This is a genomic window from Halodurantibacterium flavum (assembly GCF_042681825.1).
Taxonomy (GTDB): Bacteria; Pseudomonadota; Alphaproteobacteria; order Rhodobacterales; family Rhodobacteraceae; genus Halodurantibacterium; species Halodurantibacterium flavum.
Genome location: NZ_JBHUGH010000004.1, coordinates 22,321 through 45,873, shown reverse-complemented (window position 1 = coordinate 45,873; position 23,553 = coordinate 22,321). Strand labels below are relative to the sequence as shown.

General features: G+C 65.4%; 28 protein-coding genes. 1 reads left to right on the top strand and 27 read right to left on the bottom strand.

Going from position 1 to position 23,553, the window contains the following annotated elements; all coding sequences use genetic code 11:
- Positions 1–203: 203 nt before the first annotated feature.
- On the top strand, positions 204–1,094 hold the full coding sequence (locus ACFSGJ_RS06485; protein ID WP_390260179.1) for a LysR family transcriptional regulator: 891 nt from the start codon (positions 204–206) through the stop codon (positions 1,092–1,094).
- Between the two features lie 19 nt (positions 1,095–1,113).
- Here the strand turns inward: ACFSGJ_RS06485 and ACFSGJ_RS06480 are convergent, their stop codons facing one another.
- From ACFSGJ_RS06480 to ACFSGJ_RS06350, 27 genes are all read right to left on the bottom strand, one after another.
- Positions 1,114–1,386: a DUF2274 domain-containing protein gene (locus ACFSGJ_RS06480; RefSeq protein ID WP_390260178.1), complete on the bottom strand. Its 273-nt coding sequence runs from the start codon at positions 1,384–1,386 to the stop codon at positions 1,114–1,116.
- Positions 1,383–2,567 (bottom strand): TraB/TrbI/VirB10 family type IV secretion system protein, encoded by a 1,185-nt coding sequence (locus ACFSGJ_RS06475; protein ID WP_465262125.1) that lies wholly within the window; start codon positions 2,565–2,567, stop codon positions 1,383–1,385. Before ACFSGJ_RS06475 ends, ACFSGJ_RS06480 begins: the two co-directional genes overlap by 4 nt.
- Entirely contained in the window at positions 2,564–3,571 is a 1,008-nt protein-coding gene (gene trbG, locus ACFSGJ_RS06470; protein WP_390260177.1) for a P-type conjugative transfer protein TrbG, read from the bottom strand. Before trbG ends, ACFSGJ_RS06475 begins: the two co-directional genes overlap by 4 nt.
- On the bottom strand, positions 3,568–4,257 hold the full coding sequence (gene trbF, locus ACFSGJ_RS06465) for a conjugal transfer protein TrbF (protein WP_390260176.1): 690 nt from the start codon (positions 4,255–4,257) through the stop codon (positions 3,568–3,570). Before trbF ends, trbG begins: the two co-directional genes overlap by 4 nt.
- Positions 4,254–5,576, bottom strand: coding sequence for a P-type conjugative transfer protein TrbL (trbL, locus tag ACFSGJ_RS06460; protein ID WP_390260175.1), 1,323 nt, complete (start codon positions 5,574–5,576; stop codon positions 4,254–4,256). The genes trbF and trbL overlap by 4 nt, the downstream gene beginning before the upstream one ends.
- Before the next feature lie 2 nt (positions 5,577–5,578).
- Positions 5,579–5,869 (bottom strand): putative entry exclusion protein TrbK-alt, encoded by a 291-nt coding sequence (trbK-alt, locus tag ACFSGJ_RS06455; protein WP_390260174.1) that lies wholly within the window; start codon positions 5,867–5,869, stop codon positions 5,579–5,581.
- A gap of 20 nt (positions 5,870–5,889) precedes the next feature.
- On the bottom strand, positions 5,890–6,636 hold the full coding sequence (gene trbJ / locus ACFSGJ_RS06450) for a P-type conjugative transfer protein TrbJ (RefSeq protein WP_390260196.1): 747 nt from the start codon (positions 6,634–6,636) through the stop codon (positions 5,890–5,892).
- A gap of 35 nt (positions 6,637–6,671) precedes the next feature.
- Positions 6,672–9,182: a conjugal transfer protein TrbE gene (gene trbE / locus ACFSGJ_RS06445; protein ID WP_390260173.1), complete on the bottom strand. Its 2,511-nt coding sequence runs from the start codon at positions 9,180–9,182 to the stop codon at positions 6,672–6,674.
- Between the two features lie 14 nt (positions 9,183–9,196).
- Positions 9,197–9,478 (bottom strand): VirB3 family type IV secretion system protein, encoded by a 282-nt coding sequence (locus ACFSGJ_RS06440; protein WP_390260172.1) that lies wholly within the window; start codon positions 9,476–9,478, stop codon positions 9,197–9,199.
- Positions 9,478–9,810: a TrbC/VirB2 family type IV secretion system protein gene (locus ACFSGJ_RS06435; RefSeq protein ID WP_390260171.1), complete on the bottom strand. Its 333-nt coding sequence runs from the start codon at positions 9,808–9,810 to the stop codon at positions 9,478–9,480. Before ACFSGJ_RS06435 ends, ACFSGJ_RS06440 begins: the two co-directional genes overlap by 1 nt.
- Entirely contained in the window at positions 9,807–10,757 is a 951-nt protein-coding gene (gene trbB, locus ACFSGJ_RS06430) for a P-type conjugative transfer ATPase TrbB (protein ID WP_465262126.1), read from the bottom strand. The genes ACFSGJ_RS06435 and trbB overlap by 4 nt, the downstream gene beginning before the upstream one ends.
- A 491-nt stretch (positions 10,758–11,248) precedes the next feature.
- Positions 11,249–12,163 (bottom strand): hypothetical protein, encoded by a 915-nt coding sequence (locus ACFSGJ_RS06425; RefSeq protein ID WP_390260169.1) that lies wholly within the window; start codon positions 12,161–12,163, stop codon positions 11,249–11,251.
- A gap of 168 nt (positions 12,164–12,331) precedes the next feature.
- Entirely contained in the window at positions 12,332–12,739 is a 408-nt protein-coding gene (gene vapC / locus ACFSGJ_RS06420) for a type II toxin-antitoxin system tRNA(fMet)-specific endonuclease VapC (RefSeq protein ID WP_390260168.1), read from the bottom strand.
- Entirely contained in the window at positions 12,736–12,996 is a 261-nt protein-coding gene (locus ACFSGJ_RS06415; RefSeq protein ID WP_390260167.1) for an antitoxin, read from the bottom strand. The genes vapC and ACFSGJ_RS06415 overlap by 4 nt, the downstream gene beginning before the upstream one ends.
- A gap of 61 nt (positions 12,997–13,057) precedes the next feature.
- Entirely contained in the window at positions 13,058–13,486 is a 429-nt protein-coding gene (locus ACFSGJ_RS06410; RefSeq protein WP_390260166.1) for a CopG family transcriptional regulator, read from the bottom strand.
- A gap of 11 nt (positions 13,487–13,497) precedes the next feature.
- Complete coding sequence (locus tag ACFSGJ_RS06405) at positions 13,498–15,495, bottom strand: conjugal transfer protein TraG (RefSeq protein WP_390260165.1); 1,998 nt, start codon at positions 15,493–15,495, stop codon at positions 13,498–13,500.
- Between the two features lie 16 nt (positions 15,496–15,511).
- Complete coding sequence (locus ACFSGJ_RS06400) at positions 15,512–17,287, bottom strand: relaxase/mobilization nuclease domain-containing protein (RefSeq protein ID WP_390260164.1); 1,776 nt, start codon at positions 17,285–17,287, stop codon at positions 15,512–15,514.
- A 249-nt stretch (positions 17,288–17,536) separates the two neighbouring features.
- Positions 17,537–18,316, bottom strand: a complete 780-nt coding sequence (locus ACFSGJ_RS06395; protein ID WP_390260163.1) for a lytic transglycosylase domain-containing protein — start codon at positions 18,314–18,316, stop codon at positions 17,537–17,539.
- 3 nt (positions 18,317–18,319) lie between these two features.
- Positions 18,320–18,658, bottom strand: coding sequence for a DUF736 domain-containing protein (locus tag ACFSGJ_RS06390; protein ID WP_390260162.1), 339 nt, complete (start codon positions 18,656–18,658; stop codon positions 18,320–18,322).
- Between the two features lie 71 nt (positions 18,659–18,729).
- A complete protein-coding gene (locus ACFSGJ_RS06385; protein WP_390260161.1) occupies positions 18,730–19,278 on the bottom strand; it encodes a S26 family signal peptidase in 549 nt (182 codons plus the stop codon).
- Positions 19,275–19,793, bottom strand: a complete 519-nt coding sequence (locus ACFSGJ_RS06380; protein WP_390260160.1) for a DUF2840 domain-containing protein — start codon at positions 19,791–19,793, stop codon at positions 19,275–19,277. Before ACFSGJ_RS06380 ends, ACFSGJ_RS06385 begins: the two co-directional genes overlap by 4 nt.
- Complete coding sequence (locus ACFSGJ_RS06375; protein WP_390260159.1) at positions 19,790–20,044, bottom strand: hypothetical protein; 255 nt, start codon at positions 20,042–20,044, stop codon at positions 19,790–19,792. Before ACFSGJ_RS06375 ends, ACFSGJ_RS06380 begins: the two co-directional genes overlap by 4 nt.
- Complete coding sequence (locus ACFSGJ_RS06370) at positions 20,041–20,784, bottom strand: DNA-methyltransferase (RefSeq protein ID WP_390260158.1); 744 nt, start codon at positions 20,782–20,784, stop codon at positions 20,041–20,043. The genes ACFSGJ_RS06375 and ACFSGJ_RS06370 overlap by 4 nt, the downstream gene beginning before the upstream one ends.
- Positions 20,781–21,434 carry a ParA family partition ATPase gene (parA, locus tag ACFSGJ_RS06365; RefSeq protein ID WP_390260157.1) on the bottom strand — a complete coding sequence of 218 codons (654 nt, stop codon included), beginning with the start codon at positions 21,432–21,434 and terminating at the stop codon, positions 20,781–20,783. Before parA ends, ACFSGJ_RS06370 begins: the two co-directional genes overlap by 4 nt.
- Complete coding sequence (locus ACFSGJ_RS06360; RefSeq protein ID WP_390260156.1) at positions 21,431–22,579, bottom strand: replication initiator protein A; 1,149 nt, start codon at positions 22,577–22,579, stop codon at positions 21,431–21,433. Before ACFSGJ_RS06360 ends, parA begins: the two co-directional genes overlap by 4 nt.
- Before the next feature lie 11 nt (positions 22,580–22,590).
- On the bottom strand, positions 22,591–22,872 hold the full coding sequence (locus ACFSGJ_RS06355) for a helix-turn-helix transcriptional regulator (protein ID WP_390260155.1): 282 nt from the start codon (positions 22,870–22,872) through the stop codon (positions 22,591–22,593).
- A 138-nt stretch (positions 22,873–23,010) separates the two neighbouring features.
- Complete coding sequence (locus ACFSGJ_RS06350; protein WP_390260154.1) at positions 23,011–23,442, bottom strand: DUF2285 domain-containing protein; 432 nt, start codon at positions 23,440–23,442, stop codon at positions 23,011–23,013.
- Positions 23,443–23,553: the final 111 nt, after the last annotated feature.

Here is a 23,553-nt window from a genome sequence, read left to right as displayed (position 1 = left end):
AAACTGTGTCCGATTTCGATACTGGTCGGCAGACGGCACTGAATCGAAATTTGGTAGTGGGTTAGTGTGTGTCGGAGCCTCCTGAATCTAGCCGGAAGCCAAGACGTCCAAGCAACGGCACCGCTGAGTCCCATCGGGGTAAACCCCTTTGGGAACGTTCCGTCAGGTGGACCGACGAAGGCCTGCCGTTCGACTTGCGGCCGTTGCGCTTCGTGCTGGCCGCCGCCGAACAGATGAGCTTCTCCGGGGCGGCGCAGGCGCTTGGCACGCGCGCGTCCAGCGTCAGCCGACGCGTACGCGATTTCGAGGACGAGATCGGTGTTGCCCTGTTTGAACGCACACCAGCGGGTGTGCGCCTGACCGACGCCGGTACGCGCTTTCTCGGCGAGATCGCGCCAGCGTTGCGCAAGGTCGAGGCTGCCCTCCATCATGCGGGCGCGGCGGGGCGCGTCGAGGAAGGCACTGTCCGGATCGGTATCATCACTACGCTGGCAGGCGGGATGCTGCGCGAGCTGATCTCGTCGTTCCAGGGCATGTACAAGGATGTCCGCCTCGATATTCGGGACGGCGGTCGGCGCGACCACCTACGCGCGGTCCGCTCCAGAGAGATCGACATCGCCTTTTTCACCGGCAATACACCGCTCGCGGACTGCGAGGTTTTCGAACTCTGGCGCGAACGGGTCCATGTGGCGTTGGGGGCGGGTCATCCTCTGGTCGACAGTGTCGCTCTCGACTGGCCGATGTTGCGGGAGGAGAGGTTCATCGTCGCGACCCACGAGCCGGGACCGGAAGTGCATGACTATGTCGTCCGGCGCATCGCCGACTACAGCACCTATCCCGATGTAACCCAATGCCCTGTGATTCAAGAAACACTGATGCACATGGTCGCGATGGGAACAGGAATCACACTGGTCTCAGAGGGTTGGACAAAGATGACCCTGCCTGAGCTCACGTTCCGCCCGTTGACCGCCCCGGAAGATATCATGCCCTTCAGCGCGGTATGGTCGCCCCTGAATGACAACCCCGCACTTCGGCGCTTCATCAGCTTCGCGAGAACAATGGCACCAAAATTGGGACAGGGCACAGCGCCCTGACGGTGCCAGGCGCCTGGCATCAGGTGGCTTCGCCCGCCTTACCCTGCTTCGCTGGTTCCGGCGAACCCGATGACGGCACCTTCCTAGTAGCCCTCCGACCGCGCCAGCCACGATCAGATCGCAAAAACGCTTCCAGCATATGCGGGATCAGAGCCGCTGCATCAACCGGCTCATAGAGGCGGCTGTGTTCGACCGCGTAAGAATCCAACTCTTCCTTCAATGGCTCCGGAATGGCGAAGGTGATGCGGGTCATACCGACCTTGGGCAGTCGGCCGAGCTTGAGATTGGTCATTGAACGGCTCCGTAGGGCTCGAGTACGAGGTCGCGGCTAACAATAATGCGAACCGGGAAACCCGGACGGATCGTCAGCGTCGGCGCGACCTGAAGCTGGCGCTGGACGATCATCTGTCCGGCCTGATTGATCGTGTCCTGCGCTCCGTCACGGATGGCGGCGACCAGGCGATCCTCTTCGCTTGCTGCCAGTTCGGCGCCGACTGCGAGCAAGGTCGACAGGCCTGCCGCTTTCATCAGATCCCACCAATGATAGTCGACGCCATCCTCTAGGCCCGCATAGCCGCTTGCGTCTGCGCCCGGCTGGCGTTCCAGCACGATGGAACGGCCATTGGGAAAGATCAGCCTGTTCCAGACCAGGAGAACGCGGCGCTGGCCGAAGGTCACGCCGTTGTCGTACTCGCCGATGATGCGGGTGCCCTGCGGGATCAGGAGCAGCGCGCCGGTCGGGCTGTCATAGACATTCTGAGTGACTTGAGCGGTGATCTGGCCGGGTAGATCGGAACGGATTCCTGTGATGAGGGCGGCGGGGATAACGGAGCCAGCTTGCAATATATAAGGTGAGGCAGGCGGCATGACCCGATCGGCCGCAACGGTGCGCCGGTCCACCTCGGCATTGAGGAAGGCCAGATGCCTGTCCTGGCCAACTCCCCCTCCCTGCACCATCACGCCCGCGCCGGGCACCGGCTGGAAGGACGGTATGGTCACGTCGCTACCGGGTCTGATCTGGAAGAAGATCTGGCTCGTGCGAGCCGCCTCCAGTTCGGCCAGCCGACGTTGTTCCTCGGGATCGGGACCAGGCATGGGCATCGGCGAGGCCGGGATCGGCTGCCCCTCCTGCTGCGCCCGCAGGATCGGCCTTCCCAGATCGCCCGGCAGCGGCGGGCCGAGAACCGGCACATCGCCATAGCTGCCAGGCAGACCCTGCAAGCCGTCGGCGGTCTGGCGGCGATCTGTCGAGATGAGTTCCTGCTGACCCGCGCTTCGGTCGACTACCTGAAGCGCATAGATCAGCGCGCCACCGATGCCGACGCCGACGAACAGTCCGAGCCCGGCCAGAACCTTGCGCGAGATACGCGTGACACGCGGAGCGTCGGCGCGCAGCCGCATGGCAGGAGCGTTTTCGTCCTCCCCTCCGGTCTGTACCATTCCCTTCGCGTTCCGTTCCTCGCTCGTGTTCATGTCGGTTGCTCCCCGCTGGCGGCGCCCGCAGTCTGCCGGGTGCCATCCATGCGCAAGATCCTGACCGTCTGCTGGCGGTCGCCACTGCCGAGGCGCAGTTCTGCCGCGCCGAAGAGTCGGTCGACGATCAGGACGTTCTGGTGGATCCTGCTGTTGACGATCTCGGGCTCGCCATCGGCGCCGAGGACGAAGATCGGCGGCATCTCACCTTGGACGATGCCGCGCGGGAAGACGACATAGACGCGGCGACCGTCGTCAAAGACGGAGATCGGCCGCCAGGGCGGATTGTCGCCCTGAAGACCGTAGCGGTAATTGCGTGCGGCCTCGGCCGGGAAAATCGGGGCTGCGGGCGCGGTCACGCGCTGACCCGCGGGTGGTGCCGGATAGGCCCAGGCAACGGCAGGCATCCAGGTGCCTTCGCTCGCGCGCAGCTCTATCATGTAGGTCCGGCGGTCGGTGGTGATGACAAGGTTGGTGGTGATGTCCGGCCGGGTCGGTTTCACCAGGACATGAACGCGCCGGGTCAGCCCCGAGCCGCTTTCGGTATCGCCGATGATCCAGCGGGCGGTGTCGCCCGCCGCGATCGGGCCCGCGCCGGTCAGGCTCTCGCCAGGTTCCAGAGCGATCGTGGTGATCTGCCCGACGGCGGCATAGACCTGATAGAGCGCGCCTTCGGACCAGGGATAGATCTGGATGGCATTGTAGTAGCCTTCGCGCCGCGGTTCGACACGGGCGGCGGCATTGGCGTTCTCGACCCGGCCAGTGGCTGTCCCAGTGGCTTCCCCACCCCGGCTGGGCGTCCAGACCGGCGGCACATGCAACGGGCGCGGCCGATCGTCGGAGACGGAAGCATGCACCACCGGCAATGGCGGCACATCGGCATCATACTCGATCTCGGGAACGCGACTGGCGCAGCCAGCGAGGGCAATGGCGGAGAGCAGGACAAGCGCGGAGCCGGATTTGCGGAAGCCCGCATATCCGGAAGTGCGGATCGTGAACGTCATTGGCTCATCTCCCGCGACCAGTTGATCGCATGTATGTAGATTCCGAGGGGATTGGCGCGCAGACGCTCGGCGTCGCGCGGCTGTTGCAGGACAACGGTGAAGATGGCGGTCCAACGCTCGGTGCCAGCGAGCTGGCCGTTCTCGTAGCGCTGCTCGGTCCAGGCGATCCGGAAACTGTCGGGCGAGGCGCGGATCACCGACGACACTTCGATCGAGATCTGCTGGCGGCCGACACGGGTGAACGGATCATTGGCGCGAGCATAGTCGTTCAGCGCGATGGCACCGCGATCGGTGGTGAATTCATAGGCGCGCAGCCAGTTCTGACGCACGATGATCGGATCGGTGGGCAGCCCCCGCACCTGCTCGATGAAGCGCGCCAGATGGAAGGCGATCTGCGGATCGGTCGGCTGATAGCCGGCGGTGGCCGGTTCGACCGCGCGGGATTCACCATGCCGGTCCACCTCGACCACCCAGGGAACGATGGTGCCGCGCGCGGATTGCCAGACCAGAGCACCCGCGAAGCCGGCCGAAAGGATCAGGCAACCGAAAGCCATGTACCGCCAGTTCCGGGCCTGAACGCGGGCTGAACCGATACGCTCATCCCAGATTTGCGCGGCCTTCTGGTAGGGCGTCACGGGTTCCGGCGTCTTGCCGTAATGGGTTGCGGGTCTTTTGAAGAAATTCATGAGCGATCACCTGTCTGTAGGCTGATAGAAGCGCCGCCGCTGCGGCTGTCGCCGGATCGGACGGCATGGGCGGCGGCAGTGGCACCGTGTTTCAACGCTTGGGTCCGGCGCATGCCCTGCGCCCAGGTCGGCGGGGTCCCAGAGCCGGGGGAGGATCCGGAAGCAGGGGGCGCGCCGCCGATGGTGCCCTGCGTGGTGGTGCCGCCGGTTCCCGCAAAGGCGGCTTTCATGCCGGAGGAATGGCTGGCGGCGATACCGGCGGCGGCACGGCGCAGCGGCGAGGTGGTTGCCGCACCCATGGCCTTGCCGACACCGGCCGCTCCGGCGACGATACCGGCGGCGCCGGATTGACCCGCGGAATTGAGCGTGTAGGCGGCGGAAGCCGCGCCCGTCGTCGCGGCTCCACCGCGGATTGCACCCGCGCCTCCTTTTGCCGCCAGCATGGTCGCGCCTCCCGCGACGGCGCCTGCGCCAGCCACCGCCAATCCGGTTCCGACCGCGGCGCCCGCACCGAGTTGCGGCCCGCCCGAGACAAGCCCGGTTGCGATCCCGGGGCCGAAGATTCCGAGGCCGAGCAAGGACAGCGCCGCGAGCACGATCGCCATGGCCTCGTCGATCGTCGGGGCAACCCCGCCAAATCCGGCAGTGAAATGCCCGAAGAGCGAGGAGCCGATACCGATGATCACCGCCAGCACCAGGACCTTGATGCCGGACGAGATGACGTTCCCCAGCACCCTTTCCGCCATGAACGCGGTCTTGTTGAACAATCCGAACGGCACGAGGACAAACCCTGCCAGGGTGGTCAGCTTGAACTCGATCAGGGTCACGAACAGCTGGATCGCCAGGATGAAGAACGCCAGAAGCACCAGGGCCCATGCGAACAGCAGGCAGATGATCTGGATGAAATTCTCGAAGAAGGACACGAAGCCCATCAGGTCGGAGATGGAGTCCAGCAGCGGCCTTCCGGCATCGAGCCCGGTCTGGGCCACCCGGCCGGGCCGCAGGAGATCGGCGGCCGAAAACCCGGTGCCGGATCCGAGCAGGCCCAGCCCTGCGAAGCTGTCAAACACGATCTGCGCCAGGCTCGACCAGTTGCCGATCAGATAGGCGAAGACACCGACAAAGATGACTTTCTTGACCAACCTCGCGGTGATGTCGTCATCGGCGCCCCACGCCCAGAACAGTGCGGCCAAGGTCACATCGATGACGATCAATGTGGTGGCGATGAAGGCCACCTCACCGCCCAGCAACCCAAAGCCGCTGTCGATGTAGCTGGTGAAGACCCCGAGGAAGGTATCGATGACGCCGGTGCCGCCCATGGTCAGCGCGCCTCCCGTTCAAGGCTTTGGGCGGAAGGCGCGGGCGTGCGGCCGAGGAAGCGGTCACGTGTCTCGGCCCAGATCGCCAGGCATTCGGGATTGTCAGCCGCCGCCTCGCCCATCTGCTGGCAGCGGCGCTGGCCCTCACGCAACGGATCGGTCGGAGGCTGGAGGAGCGCGGGCGCGGGGGCAACCGGCGCGTCCTCCTTCCGGGCCATTTCCACCGCTGCGACAGTGATGGCGATGGCGAAAAAGACGATCGCCGCGATGCGGGCCAGCACCTTGCCTTCCATGGTATCCCCCGTTCCGGTGCTCAGTTGTTGAACATCTGCACCCTGCCGGGCTGATAGCCCACGCCCGGTGCGAGGAAGCGGCGACGCTGCTCGCGGCCCTGTTCGGCGGCCGCCGCGGCCTCGGCAGCCGTCAGGGCTTCGGCCCGTCCGTTGGCCGAAACAACGGCGATCAGGTCGGAGATCTGCTGCGATTGCAGGGCAAGAAGCTGATTGCCGGCCTGCGCCGCCTGCAACGCGCCGACAGCATTCTGGCTTTCGCCGACAAGTGCGGCCATCTCGGCGCGGTTGGTGTCGATATTGCCGACGGCACCGGCCTGCACCCGCATGGCGTCCTGCAAGCCGCCGACGGTATTCTCCCAGCGGGACCGCGCATCGGCAATCAGCTGGGCATCGGTCGCGGACAGGGAGACGTTGCCGTAGTCCTGCTGGAACATCCGGTCGATGGCCTGCACGTCGAAGGCGATGTTCTGCGCCTGCGCCAGAAGGGCTTGGGTCCGCTGGACGTTTGCCTGCAACTGCTGGAGCGAGGAATAGGGCAGGTTCGCAAGATTGCGCGCCTGGTTGATCAGCATCTGCGCCTCGTTCTGGAGCGAGGTGATCTGGTTATTGATCTGCTCCAGCGTCCTGGCAGCGGTCAGCAGGTTCTCGGCATGATTGGTCGGATCGTAGACGATCCGTCCGAAACCGCCGAAGAAGGCATGGGCCGGCGTCGACGCAATGGGCGAAAGGGCCACTGGAGCGGCGAGCGCCATTGCCATGGCGGACATGGCCGCGAAACGCGACAGGGGGAAGTGATGACGGGTCACAGGATGATCTCCTCTTCTGTGGGGGTGTCGTTGAGTTCAGGGTCGAGAGGTGGCGCCGAGGGCTGGATCTCCGCCTGCGGGAGAAGATTGCCGAGGTCGGGAATGAGATCGGCAGCCCAATCCACGCCGCGGGCGCGCAGCCAGGCGGGGAGGAAGCCTTCGCGGCCGTGTTCCGCGAGGATCGACGAGATCAGCGCCTGATCGGATTTCGACGAGGCCGCGCAAAGTGCCAGGCCCACTTCCGACAAGCCCAGATCGAAGAGCCGGTTGCCTTTGCGGCTTTGGCAATAATAGTCGCGCTTCGGCATGGCCCGGGCGAGGATCTCGATCTGCCTGTCGTTCAACCCGAAGCGGCGATAGATCGCGGTGATCTGCGGCTCGATCGCCCGCTCGTTCGGCAGCAGCAGCCGCGTTGGGCAGCTCTCGATGATCGCGGGCGCAATGGCGGAATTGTCGATGTCGGACAGAGATTGGGTGGCGAAGATCACGCTGGCATTCTTTTTCCTGAGCGTCTTCAACCACTCCCTGAGTTGGCCAGCAAACCCTTCGTCGTCCAGCGCCAGCCATCCCTCGTCGATGATGAGCAGCGTCGGTCGCCCGTCCAGCCTGTCGCCGATCCGGTGAAACAGGTAGGACAGCACGGCGGGCGCGGCGCCGGTGCCGACCAGGCCCTCGATCTCGAAGGCCTGCACCGAAGCCGAGCCGATATGTTCGGCCTCGGCATCGAGGAGGCGGCCTGAGGCACCGCCGACACAATATGGCCGAAGCGCCTGCTTCAGGTCGTTGGATTGCGACAGAACCGCCAGGCCGGTGATCGTGCGTTCGCCAATCGGCGCGGAAGCGAGCGAGGTCAGCGCGGTCCAGAGATATTCCTTCACCTCGGGCGTGATCTGGATGCCTTCCCGCATCAGGATCGCCACGATCCAGTCCGCTGCCCATGCCCGTTCGGAGGTGTCGTGGATGCGGGCGAGCGGTTGCAGCGATACCGAGACCTCGGAGCCTTCGGTCAAACTGCCGCCGAGATCATGCCAGTCGCCGCCCATGGCGAGCGCGGCCGCCCGGATCGAGCCGCCGAAGTCGAAGGCGAAGACCTGGGACTGCTCATAGCGCCGGAACTGAAGCGCCATGAGCGCCAGCAGCACGGACTTGCCTGCCCCGGTCGGGCCGACGACGAGGGTATGGCCGACATCGCCGACGTGAAGGGAAAACCGGAACGGGGTCGAACCCTCGGTCCTGCCGTGGAGCAGCGGCGGCGCGTTGAGATGTTCGTCCCGTTCCGGCCCCGCCCATACGGCACTGGAGGGAACCATATGGGCAAGGTTGAGGGTTGAGACCGGCGGCTGACGCACATTGGCATAGGCGTGCCCCGGCAGCGAGCCAAGCCAGGCATCGACCGCATTGACGGTCTCGATCATCGCGGTGAAGTCGCGGCCCTGGATCACCTTCTCGACCAGGCGCTGTTTCTCGTCCGCCCGCCGCGCATCCGCATCCCAGACGATGATCGTCGCGGTGACATAGGCCATGCCGGCGACATCCGCGCCGAGTTCCTGCAACGCCATGTCGGCGTCGAGCGCCTTGTTCGCCGCGTCGGTGTCCACGAGCGCCGATTGCTCGTTGGTCATGACTTCCTTCAGGATCGCCGCGATGCTCTTGCGCTTGGCGAACCATTGCCGCCTGATCTTCGTCAGAAGTTTTGCCGCATCCACCTTGTCCATGAGGATGGCGCGGGTGGACCAGCGGTAGGGAAAGGCCAGGCGATTCAGATCGTCGAGGATGCCCGGCGAGGTCTCGGTCGGAAACCCGGTGATGGTCAGCACACGCAGATGCTTTTCGCCGAGCCGCGGCTCCAGTCCGCCGGTCAGGGGCTGATCGGCGAGGAGCGCGTCGAGATAGACCGGGGTTTCGGGAACCCGGACGCGCTGGCGGTTGGTCGAGACCGTGGAATGCAGGTAGGTCAGCGTCTCCGCATCGTCCAGCCAGCGGCATTCCGGCATGAAACCGTCGAGCAGCGCCAGCACCCGGTCGGTGCGATCGTCGAAGGCACGCAGCATGTCCCACGGGTTCACACCCTGCGTTTCCCGACCCTCGTAGAGCCAGCTCTCAGCGCGCGCGGTATCTTCGGCGGGAGGCAACCAGAGGAAGGTCAGATAGTAGTCCGAGATGAAATGGCTACCCTCCTCCTCGAAATCCGCCTTGCGCTCGGCATCGACCAGCGCCGAGGCCGGATCGGGAAAGCGGCTGTCGGGATAGGTCGCGGCCTCCTGGCGCTGCGCCTCGACAAAGATCGCCCAACCGGAGCCGAGGCGGCGGAAGGCGTTGTTCAGCCGGCCGGCGACCCCGACCAGTTCGGCGGCGACGGCGCTGTCGAGATCCGGGCCTCGGAACCGGGCGGTGCGCTGGAAGCTGCCATCCTTGTTCAGCACGATGCCCGCGCCGACCAGCGCGGCCCAGGGCAGAAAATCGGCCAGGCGCGAGGCGGTGCGACGGTATTCCGAGAGATTCATCATGGTGCTGCCTCGCGTCAGACTGAGAGATGTCCGGGCAGGCGCAGATGCCTGCGCCCGACCTCGACAAAGAGCGGATCCCGTTTCGCGGCCCAGACGGCTGCGACATGGCCCATGGCCCAGATCACGATCCCGCCGAGCCAGAGCTGCAGACCGAGGCCGACAGCCCCGGCCAGCGTACCGTTGAGGATCGCGATCGACCTCGGTGCGCCGCCGAGCAGGATCGGCTCGGTCAGCGCGCGGTGAACCGGGATGCTGAATCCCGGCACCGCGTCGAGTTGTTCGAAGGCACCAGCCATCAGATCAAAGCCCCGCCGCCAAAGCTGAAGAAGCTCAGGAAGAAGCTGGACGCGGCGAAGGCGATCGAGATTCCGAACACGATCTGGATCAGCCGCCGGAAGCCACCGCCGGTATCGCCGAACGCCAGCGTCAGGCCCGTGACGATGATGATGATCACCGCGACGATCTTGGCGACCGGCCCCTCGACGGAATCGAGGATCGATTGCAGGGGTGCCTCCCAAGGCATGGAGGAGCCCGACGCATGGGCGGCTGGCGCGAGGAACAGGCTGACATAGGTGAAGGTGGCGGCCGTCGCGACGTGGTGACGGATGCGCAAGGCGTGACGGATCATGGGTGGTCTCCTGTGGCGTGAGTGGTGGTGGGGTTGAAAATCGCGGGAGAAATCCGATAGTCGCCGTCCGCTCCGAGGCCCTCGACGCGGGCGAGTTCGACCAGACGGCGCGACGCGCCGCGCCCGGCGAGGACCGCGACGAGGTTGATCGTCTCGGCAATCAGGGCCCGTGGAACGGTGATGACGGCTTCCTGGATGAGTTGTTCGAGACGGCGCAGAGCGCCGATTCCGGATCCGGCATGGATGGTGCCGATCCCGCCCGGATGGCCGGTGCCCCAGGCCTTGAGAAGGTCCAGTGCTTCGGCGCCCCGCACCTCGCCGACCGGAATGCGGTCAGGGCGCAAGCGCAACGACGAGCGCACGAGATCGGACAGCGTCGCCACGCCGTCCTTCGTCCGCATGGCGACGAGGTTCGGTGCGGCGCATTGCAGCTCTCGGGTGTCCTCGATGATGACGACGCGATCCGAGGTCTTCGCCACCTCGGCTAGCAGCGCGTTGGTCAGGGTCGTCTTGCCGGTGCTGGTGCCGCCAGCGACGAGGATATTGGCACGGGACACGACAGCCTGGCGCAACGCCTCGGCCTGGTCTGCGGACATGATGCCGGCCGCGACATAGTCGTCGAGGCTGAATACAGCGACGGCTGGCTTGCGGATGGCGAAGGAAGCGGCCTCGACCACAGGCGGCAGCAGGCCCTCGAAGCGCTCCCCGGTCTCGGGAAGCTCCGCCGAGACGCGGGGGCTGCGGGCGTGAACCTCGACGCCGACATGGTGGGCGACCAGCCGGATGATACGCTCGCCGTCCTCAGGCGTCAGCCTCTCTCCCGTATCGGCCAGTCCCTCGGAGAGGCGGTCGATCCAGATTCGACCGTCCGGGTTCAGCATCACTTCGATGACGGCGGGGTCCAGCAGGTAACGCGCGATGGCAGGCCCAAGCGCGGTGCGCAGCATGCGCGCACCGCGCCCGATGGCTTCTCGTTTTTGCTCGATGGCGGCCATGTCGTCCCCGTTCCACCGGGGAGTCGAATGGCGATCCCCGGATGGGGATGATCAAGAGAGCCATGAATCGGGCTGTTTCAACAAGTTTCGGTCGTAGTAGTAGCGTGGCGCGCAAAGACAGGAAAACGGCGGAATCGATCCGGTCTCGCAAGGCACCTGAGCAGCGCCAGAAGCCGAATCACCAAGGTCATGACTACGCTCGTGGAACACGTACGCCGGTAGTGGGTCGAACAGCTCCGTTCAAAGAGAGGTTGCCCTTCGATCTTCAGATCACCAATGTGCGTGCCCGCGTTCTTTCGACGCGATGGCCCCTTCATTGTCACTCAGGCGCGAGGGAGCCTCTACGCTCTTGCGCGCAAGCGCAAACGCAGCGAGGGGCGCGTTCCACTTCGACTGATCAGCACGCGGCATCTTCCAGCACGTCTACCTTCTCGCCGAAATCATCAGCGCCGCCGGAACAGCATAGAGAGAGCATAGTTCGGCATCTCATTGACCCCTAAATCGGCTGAGCGGACGAGCACGCCGCCCGTTGGTTCTTCGTAGCGAAACGCGCCAATAGCTTCGAGCTGGAACGGCATGTCTTCAAGCCAATCTCTGTAGGTTTGCGCGATCGCACGGCCAGTGGCCTCGATGTCAATAGTAGCTATGCGGTTCACCAAGTGTAGAATTCCACCGGGGCGTAGCCTCTCAGCAGCGATGGATAGCACACGGTCCTCGACCAGCGTGCGATTGTCGGCATCGCTTTTGACCTCAAAATGCCGCGCGATTTCGGTCGCACTTCGCGCCTTGTGAACTCCGTTAAACCAAAGGCATACGGCATCGAAAGAACCAGCCGCATTGAGTAGCCGCTCAAGCGCGCTATCCCGCACGATCACGTCTGATTGGATGAGGGTGATCGATCCTTGATCGATCAGGTTTCCCGCAGGATAGGTCGATATTAGATAGCCATTCGGCAAGACGCTGTTTTCGGCGCGTCGAATGTTTGTCGGCAAAGCGTCAATGCCGAGCAATTGTGCAGCGGCGGCAAGGCATTCGGGATTCTCATCGACACCAACGATCCGGATATCGGGCGGCAAAACGTCCCGAAGTGCCGCGAGGCCATGACCACGACCAGTTCCAATATCAAGAACTCGACGGATGTCGCCGGCATTGGCGATCTGCCCAGCCAAATTCGCATAGACCCCCTGGACCCTGTAATGATCAGCATTGGTGGCCCAAGATTCTGCATATATTCGCCATGAGACAACAAGCATTTCTTCTTTTGGCGCATCAAAGATCGGCTGGTGACATTCACCGTACGGCAGACCGCTGTTGCAGCCACATGGGACATCTGGAGAAAGGGAAATTTTCTTTTTCATAACCAAATCCTAGACATACCACCGTATACAGGCAATGGCGCCAGTTCAGCTGTCACGATAGATCGCTCAGCACCAGTGCCTCGAATGTAGTGCGCCCAAGCCGCCAATCTCCCGCGCGCAGCGAATGACCGAAAGGACCCTGCAAGCCACCGCTGTGTCGCTGCCCGATCAGCCCTGGGTCCAGTCTTCCAGCCGCAACCCCGCGATGCGGGCAAACTCGCCCGTGTTGTTGGTAACGAGAGTCATGTCGCGCGCCTTCGCCTGGCCGGCGATCAGCACATCATACGGACCGATCGGCGTGCCTTGCCTCTTGAGTTCGGCCCTGATTTCGCCCGCGACCCGCGCGTCCTCCCGGTCAAAATCGAGGATGGGCAGGTCGGCGAAGAGCAGCCGGAGGGTTTCGAGGTTGAAGGCCACCTTCTGGCTTTTGTAGGCACCATACCAGAGTTCATGGGCGACGATGGAAGAGACGGCGAGCGAGCCGGGTTCCTTGGAGTTGACCCTGTGCAACAGCCTCTCCGATCGTCGCGTCACCAACGCGATAACCGCGTTGGTGTCGAGCAGCGTTGTGGTCATTGGAACGCCTGATCGAGATCGGGACGCTTCTGATCTTCGGGCTGCTCCCTCCCCTCGGTCAGGAAGTCCGCGCTGAACCCGCGGTCCACGGCCGCGTGCAACGAGGCCCAACGCCTGGTGGCGGCGGGCTTCGGCCGCAGGATCAGGGCATCGCCTTCGCGCGAAACCTCAACCTCGTCGACATCGAAGCGGAAGTCCTTCGGAAGCCGGACGGCCTGCGAGTTGCCGGACTGGAAGACTTTCGCGATATGGGCCATGGTCGCCTCCTGTATCTACATGAACGTATATACTCTCTTGGCCTGCTCCGCACAAGGCTTGTTACTCGTCATGCCCGGTTCCAGCGGATGGCGCGATGTCCTCGGGGATCTCCTTGAGGAAGCTCTCGCCGGACTGAAGCCGGCGGCCGAGCATCTCGATGAAGCCCTCGAACCGTTCCCGGCCCTTGGCCTGGGCGGTGGCTTGACTTTCGGGCGGCAGCGGCGGGGTTATGGTCAGCCAATAGCGGACGAAGAGCGCGAGTGTCTCGGCGCTGAGTCCGACATCGCGCTCCAGCCGCATCAGCTGGCGCGACATGCGGTCAAGCCTCCGGGTGAAGGCCGCCTCGCGCCGGTCGGCATCGTCGGGCGAGAGGAAGGAGGCCACGGCCGCCTCGATCACCGAGGATCGCGAGACCTTCTTCTTGTCGGCAAGGTCGGTGATGTCGCGCATCATGGCGGGCGGGAAATAGACATTCATTCTGATCCGCATCGCAAGCCTCCTCACATGGGAATATCGTCGCCGGGGTCCATCGACACCTGGCGGGCAAGGCCACGCATCCGGCCCCGCAGGACCTGGGCCTGGCGGATGCGCTCGTCGGCGGTGTCCTCGAGGATGGAGAGTTCCGGTTCCTTTTCCGGCGCTTTCGTTTCGTGAACGATCTCGACATGCTGGGGCAGCTCGGGCTCGCGCCGCAGACTGGAGTTGGCCCGATCCTGCCTTTTGTTCTCGGCCTCCTCGACAGCGGCCAGGAGGACGGCATCCGGTTGTTGCGGCGCCCGGTCCGACCAGCCGTCGGGGCGCTTCGAAGGCACGACCTTGCGCGGATCGGGCGGCGGCAGAACCCGCTCGGTAAAGCGCGGGTCGGCATAGTAGCGCGCCTTCATCGCCCGGATCGGCGGCGTGCCCGCGACCATGACGATCTCCTCGTCCGGCGGCAGTTGCATGATCTCGCCCGGCGTCATCAGCTGGCGGGCGGTTTCCGAGCGCGAGACCATGATATGGCCAAGCCAGGGGGCAAGGCGGCTGCCGGCATAGTTCTGCATCGCCTTCATCTCGGTCGCGGTGCCAAGCGAATCCGACACCCGTTTGGCGGTGCGCTCGTCGTTGGTGGCAAAGCTAACCCGGACATGGCAGTTGTCGAGGATCGAGTTGTTTGCCCCATAGGCCTTCTCGATCTGGTTGAGGCTCTGCGCGATCAGGAAGGACTTGATCCCATACCCCGCCATGAAGGCGAGCGCGCTCTCGAAGAAATCCAGCCGCCCGAGCGCCGGGAACTCGTCGAGCAGCATCAGCACCCGATGCTTGCGATCCTTTGCGTGCAGATCCTCGGTCAGGCGGCGGCCGATCTGGTTCAGGACCAGGCGGATCAGTGGCTTGGTGCGCGAGATGTCCGAGGGCGGCACCACGAGGTAGAGCGTGGACGGCCTGTCGTCGGCGATCAGATCGGCGATGCGCCAGTCGCAACGCGCTGTGACGGTCGCAACCACCGGGTCGCGGTAGAGGCCGAGAAACGACATCGCCGTCGACAGCACCCCTGACCGTTCGTTGTCGCTCTTGTTCAGCAGTTCGCGCGCGGTCGAGGCGATCACCGGATGTGGCCCGGCCTCGCCCAGATGCGGGGTGGTCATCATCGCCTTCAGCGTCGTCTCGATCGGATGGCGAGGATCGGAGAGGAAGGCCGCGACCCCTGCCAGGGTCTTGTCCTTCCCGGCGTAGAGGACATGCAGGATCGCGCCCACCAGCAGCGAATGCGAGGTCTTCTCCCAGTGATTGCGCTTGTCGAGCGATCCCTCGGGATCGACCAGCACATCGGCGACGTTCTGGACGTCGCGCACCTCCCATTCGCCTCGCCGGACTTCGAGCAGCGGATTGTAGGCAGCGGAGGCCGCATTGGTCGGGTCGAAGAGCAGCACCCTTCCATGCCGACCGCGAAAGCCCGCGGTCAGGTGCCAGTTCTCGCCCTTGATGTCATGGACGATGGCCGAGCCCGGCCAGGTAAGCAGCGTCGGCACGACGAGGCCGACGCCCTTGCCGGATCGCGTCGGCGCGAAACAGAGGATATGCTCGGGCCCGTCATGGCGCAAATAGTCCCGCTCGTATCGGCCAAGTACAACGCCATCGGGGCCAAGCAGACCGGCAGCCTGCACCTCCTTCTTCCCCGCCCAACGTGCGGACCCATAAGTGTCGATGTCGCTGGCCTCACGCGCCCGCATCACCGACATGGTGATCGCGATCGCGATGGCGAGAAAGCCGCCTGCCGCGGCGATCAGCCCGCCTTCAACAAAGATATGCGGCGCATAGGCGTCGTAGAAATACCACCACCAGAAGATCGCCGGCGGGTAGTAGACCGGCCAGCCGCCGAGGTCGAACCAGGGAGGGCCGAGCTGCGGCTGGAAACCGAGCCGCCAGGCCACCCATTGCGTGCCGGCCCAGATGAAGACCAGGACGATCAGGAAGACGAGGCTGATCTGGCCCCAGAGGATTTTCGTGCCAGACATGGGCGGGTTCCTTCTGTCAGAGGCCGAGATCGCGCTTGCGCCCCAGCGACCATTCGATGCCGCCGCCGGATTTGGCGGTGCCGGCGATGTGCTGGCCGAGCTTGTCCTCGATCTCGCGCGACCACGGCACCAATTGGAAACCGAGTCCGTCATCGATCATGGCGAAGCGGCCAGAGGTGAGGGTGAGTTGACGACGATAGGCGCCGGCCACGTAGTCGCCTGCCTTCGTCTTCACATGCGTCAACCCGGTCTCGGCCGAGAGTTGCTCACCCACGGCATCGAGTTCCCGGCGCCGCAGCGTCGCCAGCAGGTTGCGCCCCAGGACGATCCGCTGCCCCTCACGGCGGGCGAGACCCTCCTCGACGAGATGCTCGGCGCGTGCGTCCATAGCCTCGCGGACCTCGCGCCCGAAGCCGCCCATGGCAAGCGGGATGGGTTCGCGTTCCACGAGCCGGTGGTCAAGCCAGGTCGCGCCGGGAGCGGTGATCTGCCTTTCAAGATCGAGATCGGATCGGTTGGCGAGCACCAGTGTCGGCCGCGCGTCCTCTGCGCCGCCGAAACGACGCACCTCGACGATGCCACCGATCGGCGGAGCGTTGTCGAAGGCTTCGACCCCACGGAGGCTGACGTGATGCGCGCGCCCGTCGGTGCCGTCGATCACCGCATAGGCTTCGCCGGTCAGCTCATCGTGCAGCCCCTTCTCGATCAGCTTTCCGATGACGGGCGGACCCGATAGCGCACTGTTCGGAACGAAATCCGCGATGCCGCGGTCCTCGCCCCGCTCGGCAAAGGCGCGGTGCATGGTCTTGATGATATCGCCGCGCATCCCGAGATCGCGCAGGGTGCGCTCGGCCCCCAGTTCCAACATCCATTCGCTCGGACCGGCCGGCGTGGCGAGGCCCAGCTTTTCGAGGTGCTGAAGCCGGCCGATCATCAGCCGCCGGATCTCGGGATCGCCGGTGCGAGGATCGCCCGTCGTCTGCGGTGCCGTGCGCAGATCGACAAAGCCCAGTTCATCGGCGTTGAACCGGATTTCGACGTCTAGCCGGGTCCAGCGTTCGGCGGTGACTTCCCGTTCGAGAGCGGAGCGGATTTCGTGCTCGGGCTTCGGCCCGAGTTCGAGCGAAACCAGATCTTCGGCGCGAGAGCGCAGGCCGTGGCTGATATAGTCGCGGGAAATCACCAGGTCGGCCCCGGCCTCATCGACGCCGCGCACCAGCAGATGCACATGCGGATTGTCGGTGTTCCAGTGATCGACGGCCACCCAGTCGAGCTTCGTTCCGAGATCGGCTTCCATCTGCTGAACCAGGTCGCGGGTGAACCCCCGCAGATCCGTCATGTCGCCCGCATCCTCGGGCGAGATGATGAACCGGAAATGGTGGCGATCGTCCTGACACCGTTCGGCGAAGGCGATGTCATCGGCGCGGTCGATCTCGCCATCGAACATGGCACCATCCTCGCCATCTCGGGTGACGCCGTCGCGCTGGAGATAGGAGAGATGCGCAGACATGGGCGCCGAGCAGAAGGCGCGTCCCCGATGCCGGGCGATCTTGGCCTTCACCACGACCCGCCGGGTCGAGCCAAACAGCCGCGAACGCCCGAAGCTGGTCCGGCCGCGACCGAAGGTCGATTTGCCGGCGCGGGACGGGCGTCCCGATTTCGCGATTGCGCTGACCGGGCCCGCCTTGCGGGCGGCGCGCAGCACCTGATTGATGAAGCTCTTTGCGCGCGGTGCAGGGGTCGAGCGCGGACGGCCGGGACGGATCCGAAACTCGTGCTCATCATTGCCCATCTCGGTCCTCCATTCGCCGGAAAACACTGGCCAGTGCCGAAAACACCCTTGAAATCACGGGAAAATCAGAAAACAGCGGCACCGCCGCCGACCGGCCGGCACGCCAAAAGACATGCCATGTCAATGGTTTGGTCGTTGGCGGGCCGGGGCTTTTATCTAGCCATAATTCTGTCGCGCTTCTCGGCCCTCCCCGTCCTTCCGCCGATCCTCCCCTGCATCCCGCTGCACCGCAAAATCCCGCGATCCCGGTCATGGCGCAGCTCCCGGCACGGATCGCGTCACGAACAGCTCGCCGGAAGGGGCAAGAGCGTGCGGGTTCTCGGGCGTGGACGGTTCGGATGCCGCGCGGTTAGGGAGGCGCTCGCCGTGCAAACCCGGCCCAGCATCCGGGCCGCTCGAAGGCGCGGCAAAGAGCGATGCCTCGCGCCAGTCGGACGGCAGTGGAGCAACAGCGACGACACCTTCGGGCAGCAGATGGCCACCGAGAAGCGGCGCGAGTGCGGCGACATATGCGCGGGTTTCGGCAGGCAGCACGCGCCCCGATGCAAGGAACTCGTCATAGCGTCCAGGGCCGGCATTGTAGGCCGCGAGCATCGCGCCTGCGTTGCCGTAGCGGTCCCACATTTCGCGCAGATAGGCGGTGCCGGCGAGGATGTTGTCGCGCGGCAGATAGGGGTCGTCTCCGAGCCCATACCGCGCGCGCAGACCGGCCCAGGTCTCGGGCATGACCTGCATCAGCCCCATCGCCCCGGCCGCGGAGATCGCATGCACATTGCCGGCGCTTTCCACGCGCAGGACTGCCCGGATCCACAGCTCGGGAACGCCGAACCGCTGCGCGGCCTCGGCGATATGGGCTGCATGGGGATCGCTCACCGAATGTCCGGGGGGCGGTGCATCCTGCGCCAGCACGGAGACGGCTGGCGCGACGGAAAGGGTGAGGCCGGAAAGGAGGAAGAAGGCGATGCGCCGGGCGGCGCGAGACCGCCCGGACGCAAGCGCTTGGTGAAGCCGGATGCGGATCAGCGGCATCGCTCAATCCTTCGCGTCGCGTTTCGGCGGACGGTTCCAGTTCAGCGACCACGACGTCGCATCGCCGCCGTTCTGAAACAGGTTGGCGCGGATCGGATGCGGCAGTGCCGGATCGTCGATCAGCACCGAGAGATACTCGCCGGCCCGCTCGCCGGTGCGCGTCCAGGCGGCGCCAATCTCGGGCGCCGTGTCATCGGGTCCGAGATGGACGCGATGATCGGGCGCGTTTTCGGCGTCCGAGGGATCAGCCGGCAGGATCGCGATCTCGGCGTCGAGGGTAAGCGTCGTGATGCGGCCCGAGAAGCCGGATTTGTCGCGGGTGAATTCACCGATCTGGGGCATGGGTCTGGTCCTTTCATGGGCGGTGATGGTGGCGACCGGCGCGTGGGACGCGCCGACCGGAGGTCGGGCGCTCACCGCATCGGCGCCCGCCATTCGAAGCGCCCGTCGCCGTCTCGATCGGTCCAGATCGGCGTCAGACGGGCGGTGATGGAGGCAAGCGGAAGCGGGCCGAAGTAGCGCCCGTCGAGGCTGTCCGGCGCGTCCCAGTTCATGAGGAATGCCTCGCCCTCGGCGATCACGCGGCAGCCCTGCCAGTCCGGTAGATCGCGGCCGGCGCTATCATGTGCCTGCACCTCTCCCCAGGCGCGGCCATGGGCAAAGATCGTCCTGCCGCTGCGGCAGACTTCGGTGCCTGGCAGTGCCAGCACCCGCTTGATCAGCGGCACACCGCGCGGCAGATAGCCGCGCGCGTCGAAGAAGGCGGCAAGATCCTCGGGCAGCGCGACGGCGACCAGATCGCCGATCGCGATGCTTCCTGGCGGAGCAACAGAATAGAGGCCAAGCGGTACGCTGGCCGACGCATTCCAGATCAGCCGGGGAGCGTGGCCGGTCACAAGGGGAACCGCGATCAGCGCGCAGCCGGCAAGCATCGCAGCGGCGATCAAACCGCGCCGCGTCATGACAGGATGCTCCGGCGCGCCAGCCAGGCGCGGTGCTGGTCGCGCGTATAGACGCGCGGCTCGGCACCGACGGTCAGCCGGTTGTGGACATGGCGCCAGTAGTCGGGCGCGGCCTGGACCGGGTCGATACGGAGCGCCTCGATCGCGTCGATGAGCTGGAGCACGCGCTCGACTTTTGGCCAGCCCTCGAGCTTCAGGAGCAACTCCCCGCCGGGGCGCACGAATGGCAGCTTCTGGAACGGCTCGGCCCGGTCGATCGCGCGCAGGATGTCGATGCGCGAGATGACCGTGCCATAGTCGTTCGACGCCCAGCGGACGAGGGCGAAGATGTTGCCGGGCGCGAAGCCGACCAGGCGACTGTGACGGTCGAGGACGCGCTCGAAGCTCTTCTTGCCGAAACGGATCCAATGTTCGATCCGGCCCTCGACCCAGGTCAGATGGACCAGCGTGGTGAAGGGCGGCGCGTCGTTCGGCAGTGGGTGGCCACCCATGCGGCGGTCAGGAAAACCGTTCATGGCGTCTCTCCGTCATCGGGAGGAAACTCGCGCGCGAGCAGATCGCGCAGCATGTCGGCGACGGTCTCGCCGCGCTGGAAGGCCGCGATCTTGATCCGGCCGCGCAGCGACGGTGTGATGTCCACGGTCAGCCGCGCGGTGAACCCGGCGGCGTCCCGAGCGGGCCTCGACGGCGCATCTGCCGTTCTGATCCAGCCTTCCGGATCGCCGGGACGCGTGGCGAAGCCGTGCGGTTTTCGGTGACGAGTCATGTCGGGCCTCCGTCATGGAACGGCAGCAAGGATGCGAGGCGGTCGCGTGCGCGTCCCGCCATCGCCGGGTCGATTTCGCAGCCAAGGTAGCGACGGCCGGTGAGCCGGCAGGCTTCACCGGCAGCGCCCGATCCGGCGAACCAGTCGCCGACCAGCCCGCCCTCCGGGCAACTGGTGCGGATCAGGATCTCCAGCAGCGAAACCGGCTTTTCGGTCGGATGAATGGCGCGGCCATGGGCGTTGCGCAGGTAGAGTACCGAGCGCATCAGCCGCGGTCCGCCGTCTTCACTCACATAGTGTCCGGCCGCGATCTGGCCGGTATGCGGCGGGCGGCGCTTGCGCCGCACCGTCCGCCCGGTCGCGTCCGGCGTAGTCTGCACCATGTTGTAGATGTCGCGCCAAGGCGTCTCGGCGGGATAGAACTGGACGGCCAGTTCATGGACGCGTTTGAAACGGTCGGCGTGGAAGCCGGAGCCGTTCTGCTTCTCCCAGACGATCTCCTGCGCGAGCTTCAGGCCAGCGGCCGCGAAGTGATCCGCCGTCGCCATGAAGCTGCGCAGCGAGCCGAACACCCAGATCGAGCCCGTGCGCCGCAACGCGGCGCGGGCGAGCGGCAGCCAGCCCTCGACACGCCGGTCCCAGTCCAGCGAGGTATCGCCATAGGGCGGATCGGCCAGGATCAGGTCGTATGGACCATGCCAGGGCATGTGGTCCCGGCAATCTCCGGTCAGGATCGTCATGGCGTGATCCTCCCGATCCCGAGCCGGTCGATCTCCTCGGCCAGCGCCGCGACCTCGCGGGCGGCGGTGCTGTCGCCATCCACCTCGGAGGCGAGCCGCCCGGTCTGCGCGGCCTGCGCGAAGACCACGCGCTGGCCGATGGAGGTGGCGAGCAGCGGCGGGTCGTGATCGGCCAGGCCTTCGGCGGTTTCGCGGGCGATGACGGTGCGCGCGGCGCAGCGATTGAGGACGAAGCGCGCCGCCAGGTCCGGGCGATAGACGCGCGCCTCGCCGAGAAGCGCCAGCATCTCGGCCGAGGCCCAGCCGTCGAACGGCGAAGGCTGGACCGGGATCAGCACCATGTCGGCGGCGAGCAGCGCAGAGCGCATGAGGCCGGCGACGCGCGGCGGCCCGTCGATCACGATACGATCGGCGCTACGCGCCAATTCCGGCACTTCGCGGTGCAAGGTATCGCGCGCAAGGCCGATCACACCGAAGAGACGCGGCAATCCTTCGTGCCCGCGTCGCTCCGACCAGTCGAGGGCCGAGCCTTGCGGGTCGGCGTCGATCAGCGTGACGCGCAGCCCCTTCGCGGCCCAGGCCCCGGCGAGGTGCAAAGCGAGGGTCGTTTTGCCGACCCCACCCTTCTGGTTCAGGAGCGCGACGATCATTGCCGCCCCCCGTTCCGGGGTCCTGCTTCAGCTGCGACGGGTTCCGCCGTATCCGCGTCTTTGCGGAAAGACGTGTCGATGATCGCCTTGGATGAGGGCGGTTCGGGGGGGGCCGATCTGGCGTTGTCCCCGACCTCCCGGCCCAACATCAAGTTAGTCTCTCTGTTAGACTCTAAGTTAAGGCCCGGAATCGTTGTTTCAGGCCAGAGACTTAGCTGGTGTTTGTGCGTGTGATCTCCCGAAGGCCCTGCGTGTGATCTCCCGATGCGGGTTGCGTGCGATCTCCCGATGGCTTTCACAGAGTTATCCACAGAAGCTGTGGATAACTTCGCGGGAAGGATGCGCAACAGTTCTCGGCACCCGTCATGTTCTATGCGCAGGCTGTATCCGGGCAGGGATTGCCGCGCCGCGAGACGGCGGATCTGGAGCGCGAAGTCGGAGACGCGCGCGAGAGAGCCGGATTTCTCGTGAAGATGGGGAATATCGAACAGCCAGCCATCCGCCTGCCGGCCGGCGTGCTTGCGTGCGACACGGTAGAGCCAGCGCTCGATCCCGCCCTTGAGCCGGAAATATGCCGGGTCGATAGCGAGGACCAACGATCGATCAATGACCCCGCGATAAAACCAGTCGGGTAGGACGAATTCCATGCCCTCGACGCGGCCGTCGCGGCGCGTCAGTTCTTCCCATTCATTGATCCAGGAAAACTGATGGCGTCGCCAATGCTCGCCCTGCCGGATCGTGGTGCGGATAACCGTCGATTGCAGCCGGGCCAGCGCGCCCTTCAGCAGTTTGTAGTCGCTGGCCCCGGTTTCCCGGCCCACAGCGGTCAGCAGATGATAGGGCGTGAAGCGCAGGAAACGCGAGGTCTTCAGCCCGAGGTTCTCGGCTTCGACGATCTGCCCGGCGGCCCAGATCAGCACATCGGCATCCCAGATCGTCGCCATGCCATGTTCGGGCACCGCAAAGACCTCGACGCGGACGCCACCGGCTTCATAGAGGATCGGCACCGTGCGCCGCGATTTGGCGAGCGAGAAAAAGGGACGTTCCATGAGGTCGCGTTGATCGCGCGGGCTGGCATCGCCGGAGGCCACCACGAAAGGATCGAGCCTGGTGCGCTCGGAAGACGGAAGGTTGCGCCGTGACATGGATGAAGACCTCAGCGCGCGTATCGGCCGGCATGGGGCTGCGGCACCATGTTGTGGCGCTTGGCGGGCAGCACGGCGCCGCGCGGATCCGAGGTCGAGGTGACCTTGCCCTTGGCGGCCCAGGATTCAAGCTCGTCGATGGCGTAGACCACGCGCCCGCCAAGCTTGTGGAAGATCGGTCCGGTGCCATAGGTCCGGTGCTTTTCCAGCGTGCGGGGCGAGAGGCCCAGGAAATCGGCCGCCTCCTTGGTGCGCAGGAAGCGCGGCGGCGGATGATGGGGGTTGACGTTCATGGATGCCTCCGTAGCCGGGATTGGCGCCGCAGGTGTGGTGCGGCGAACAAGGGCCAAGGTGGCGAAGAACGCGGGCGAGGAGGGAGGGGGAATTCAGGGGGGGTCTGTTTCCCCCACCCCTGATCGTGGGCGGGCGCGCTATCGGCGGCGATAGCGCAGAAGCCTGCGATAACCGCCCGCGATCATCGCGGCGCCATCCTTCAGAAGATCGCGGACGACGTCACGGAGCGGGGAGGTCTGCCAAGGCTCCTCCACGATCCGATCGGCGCCGAAGATCGCCTCGGCGATCTCGCGCTGGCGGGCATGGTGTTGCTGACCATCGACCGCCCGCAGCATGGCCTTGAGGCGCCGGCGTTGTTGTGTGGTCAATCGCCGGTCTGGCGGCACCTTGTAGCCATGCAGGTGGCGGAGCAGCCGATCCAGCGCCGCCAGCCGGTCGAGCCCATCGCGGCCAAGTGGGATGAGGGCTGCAAGAGGATCCTCTGGATCGCTGCGGGCATCGAGAATGACGACGAGGCCAGGATCGAGACTCCGCAACAGGATATGAAGCGCATCGGGCGCAGCCTTCACCTCGCCATCCAGAAAGGCGCGCAGGGTGATCTGGTCATCCGGAGGAACCGGGAGGCTGGTCACCAGGCGGAGGACGCTGGTGTTTGCCTCCTCGCTCCAGAAGATGGGTTG

Excerpts from the sequence above, each read along its gene's own strand:
- ACFSGJ_RS06480 (WP_390260178.1), bottom strand. The coding sequence starts at position 1,386 with ATGACCAATCTCAAGCTCGGCCGACTGCCCAAGGTCGGTATGACCCGC.
- ACFSGJ_RS06475 (WP_465262125.1), bottom strand. The coding sequence starts at position 2,567 with ATGAACACGAGCGAGGAACGGAACGCGAAGGGAATGGTACAGACCGGA.
- trbG (WP_390260177.1), bottom strand. The coding sequence starts at position 3,571 with ATGACGTTCACGATCCGCACTTCCGGATATGCGGGCTTCCGCAAATCC.
- trbF (WP_390260176.1), bottom strand. The coding sequence starts at position 4,257 with ATGAATTTCTTCAAAAGACCCGCAACCCATTACGGCAAGACGCCGGAA.
- trbL (WP_390260175.1), bottom strand. The coding sequence starts at position 5,576 with ATGGGCGGCACCGGCGTCATCGATACCTTCCTCGGGGTCTTCACCAGC.
- trbK-alt (WP_390260174.1), bottom strand. The coding sequence starts at position 5,869 with ATGGAAGGCAAGGTGCTGGCCCGCATCGCGGCGATCGTCTTTTTCGCC.
- trbJ (WP_390260196.1), bottom strand. The coding sequence starts at position 6,636 with ATGTCCGCCATGGCAATGGCGCTCGCCGCTCCAGTGGCCCTTTCGCCC.
- trbE (WP_390260173.1), bottom strand. The coding sequence starts at position 9,182 with ATGATGAATCTCTCGGAATACCGTCGCACCGCCTCGCGCCTGGCCGAT.
- ACFSGJ_RS06440 (WP_390260172.1), bottom strand. The coding sequence starts at position 9,478 with ATGGCTGGTGCCTTCGAACAACTCGACGCGGTGCCGGGATTCAGCATC.
- ACFSGJ_RS06435 (WP_390260171.1), bottom strand. The coding sequence starts at position 9,810 with ATGATCCGTCACGCCTTGCGCATCCGTCACCACGTCGCGACGGCCGCC.
- trbB (WP_465262126.1), bottom strand. The coding sequence starts at position 10,757 with ATGCTGCGCACCGCGCTTGGGCCTGCCATCGCGCGTTACCTGCTGGAC.
- ACFSGJ_RS06425 (WP_390260169.1), bottom strand. The coding sequence starts at position 12,163 with ATGAAAAAGAAAATTTCCCTTTCTCCAGATGTCCCATGTGGCTGCAAC.
- vapC (WP_390260168.1), bottom strand. The coding sequence starts at position 12,739 with ATGACCACAACGCTGCTCGACACCAACGCGGTTATCGCGTTGGTGACG.
- ACFSGJ_RS06415 (WP_390260167.1), bottom strand. The coding sequence starts at position 12,996 with ATGGCCCATATCGCGAAAGTCTTCCAGTCCGGCAACTCGCAGGCCGTC.
- ACFSGJ_RS06410 (WP_390260166.1), bottom strand. The coding sequence starts at position 13,486 with ATGCGGATCAGAATGAATGTCTATTTCCCGCCCGCCATGATGCGCGAC.
- ACFSGJ_RS06405 (WP_390260165.1), bottom strand. The coding sequence starts at position 15,495 with ATGTCTGGCACGAAAATCCTCTGGGGCCAGATCAGCCTCGTCTTCCTG.
- ACFSGJ_RS06400 (WP_390260164.1), bottom strand. The coding sequence starts at position 17,287 with ATGGGCAATGATGAGCACGAGTTTCGGATCCGTCCCGGCCGTCCGCGC.
- ACFSGJ_RS06395 (WP_390260163.1), bottom strand. The coding sequence starts at position 18,316 with ATGCCGCTGATCCGCATCCGGCTTCACCAAGCGCTTGCGTCCGGGCGG.
- ACFSGJ_RS06390 (WP_390260162.1), bottom strand. The coding sequence starts at position 18,658 with ATGCCCCAGATCGGTGAATTCACCCGCGACAAATCCGGCTTCTCGGGC.
- ACFSGJ_RS06385 (WP_390260161.1), bottom strand. The coding sequence starts at position 19,278 with ATGACGCGGCGCGGTTTGATCGCCGCTGCGATGCTTGCCGGCTGCGCG.
- ACFSGJ_RS06380 (WP_390260160.1), bottom strand. The coding sequence starts at position 19,793 with ATGAACGGTTTTCCTGACCGCCGCATGGGTGGCCACCCACTGCCGAAC.
- ACFSGJ_RS06375 (WP_390260159.1), bottom strand. The coding sequence starts at position 20,044 with ATGACTCGTCACCGAAAACCGCACGGCTTCGCCACGCGTCCCGGCGAT.
- ACFSGJ_RS06370 (WP_390260158.1), bottom strand. The coding sequence starts at position 20,784 with ATGACGATCCTGACCGGAGATTGCCGGGACCACATGCCCTGGCATGGT.
- parA (WP_390260157.1), bottom strand. The coding sequence starts at position 21,434 with ATGATCGTCGCGCTCCTGAACCAGAAGGGTGGGGTCGGCAAAACGACC.
- ACFSGJ_RS06360 (WP_390260156.1), bottom strand. The coding sequence starts at position 22,579 with ATGTCACGGCGCAACCTTCCGTCTTCCGAGCGCACCAGGCTCGATCCT.
- ACFSGJ_RS06355 (WP_390260155.1), bottom strand. The coding sequence starts at position 22,872 with ATGAACGTCAACCCCCATCATCCGCCGCCGCGCTTCCTGCGCACCAAG.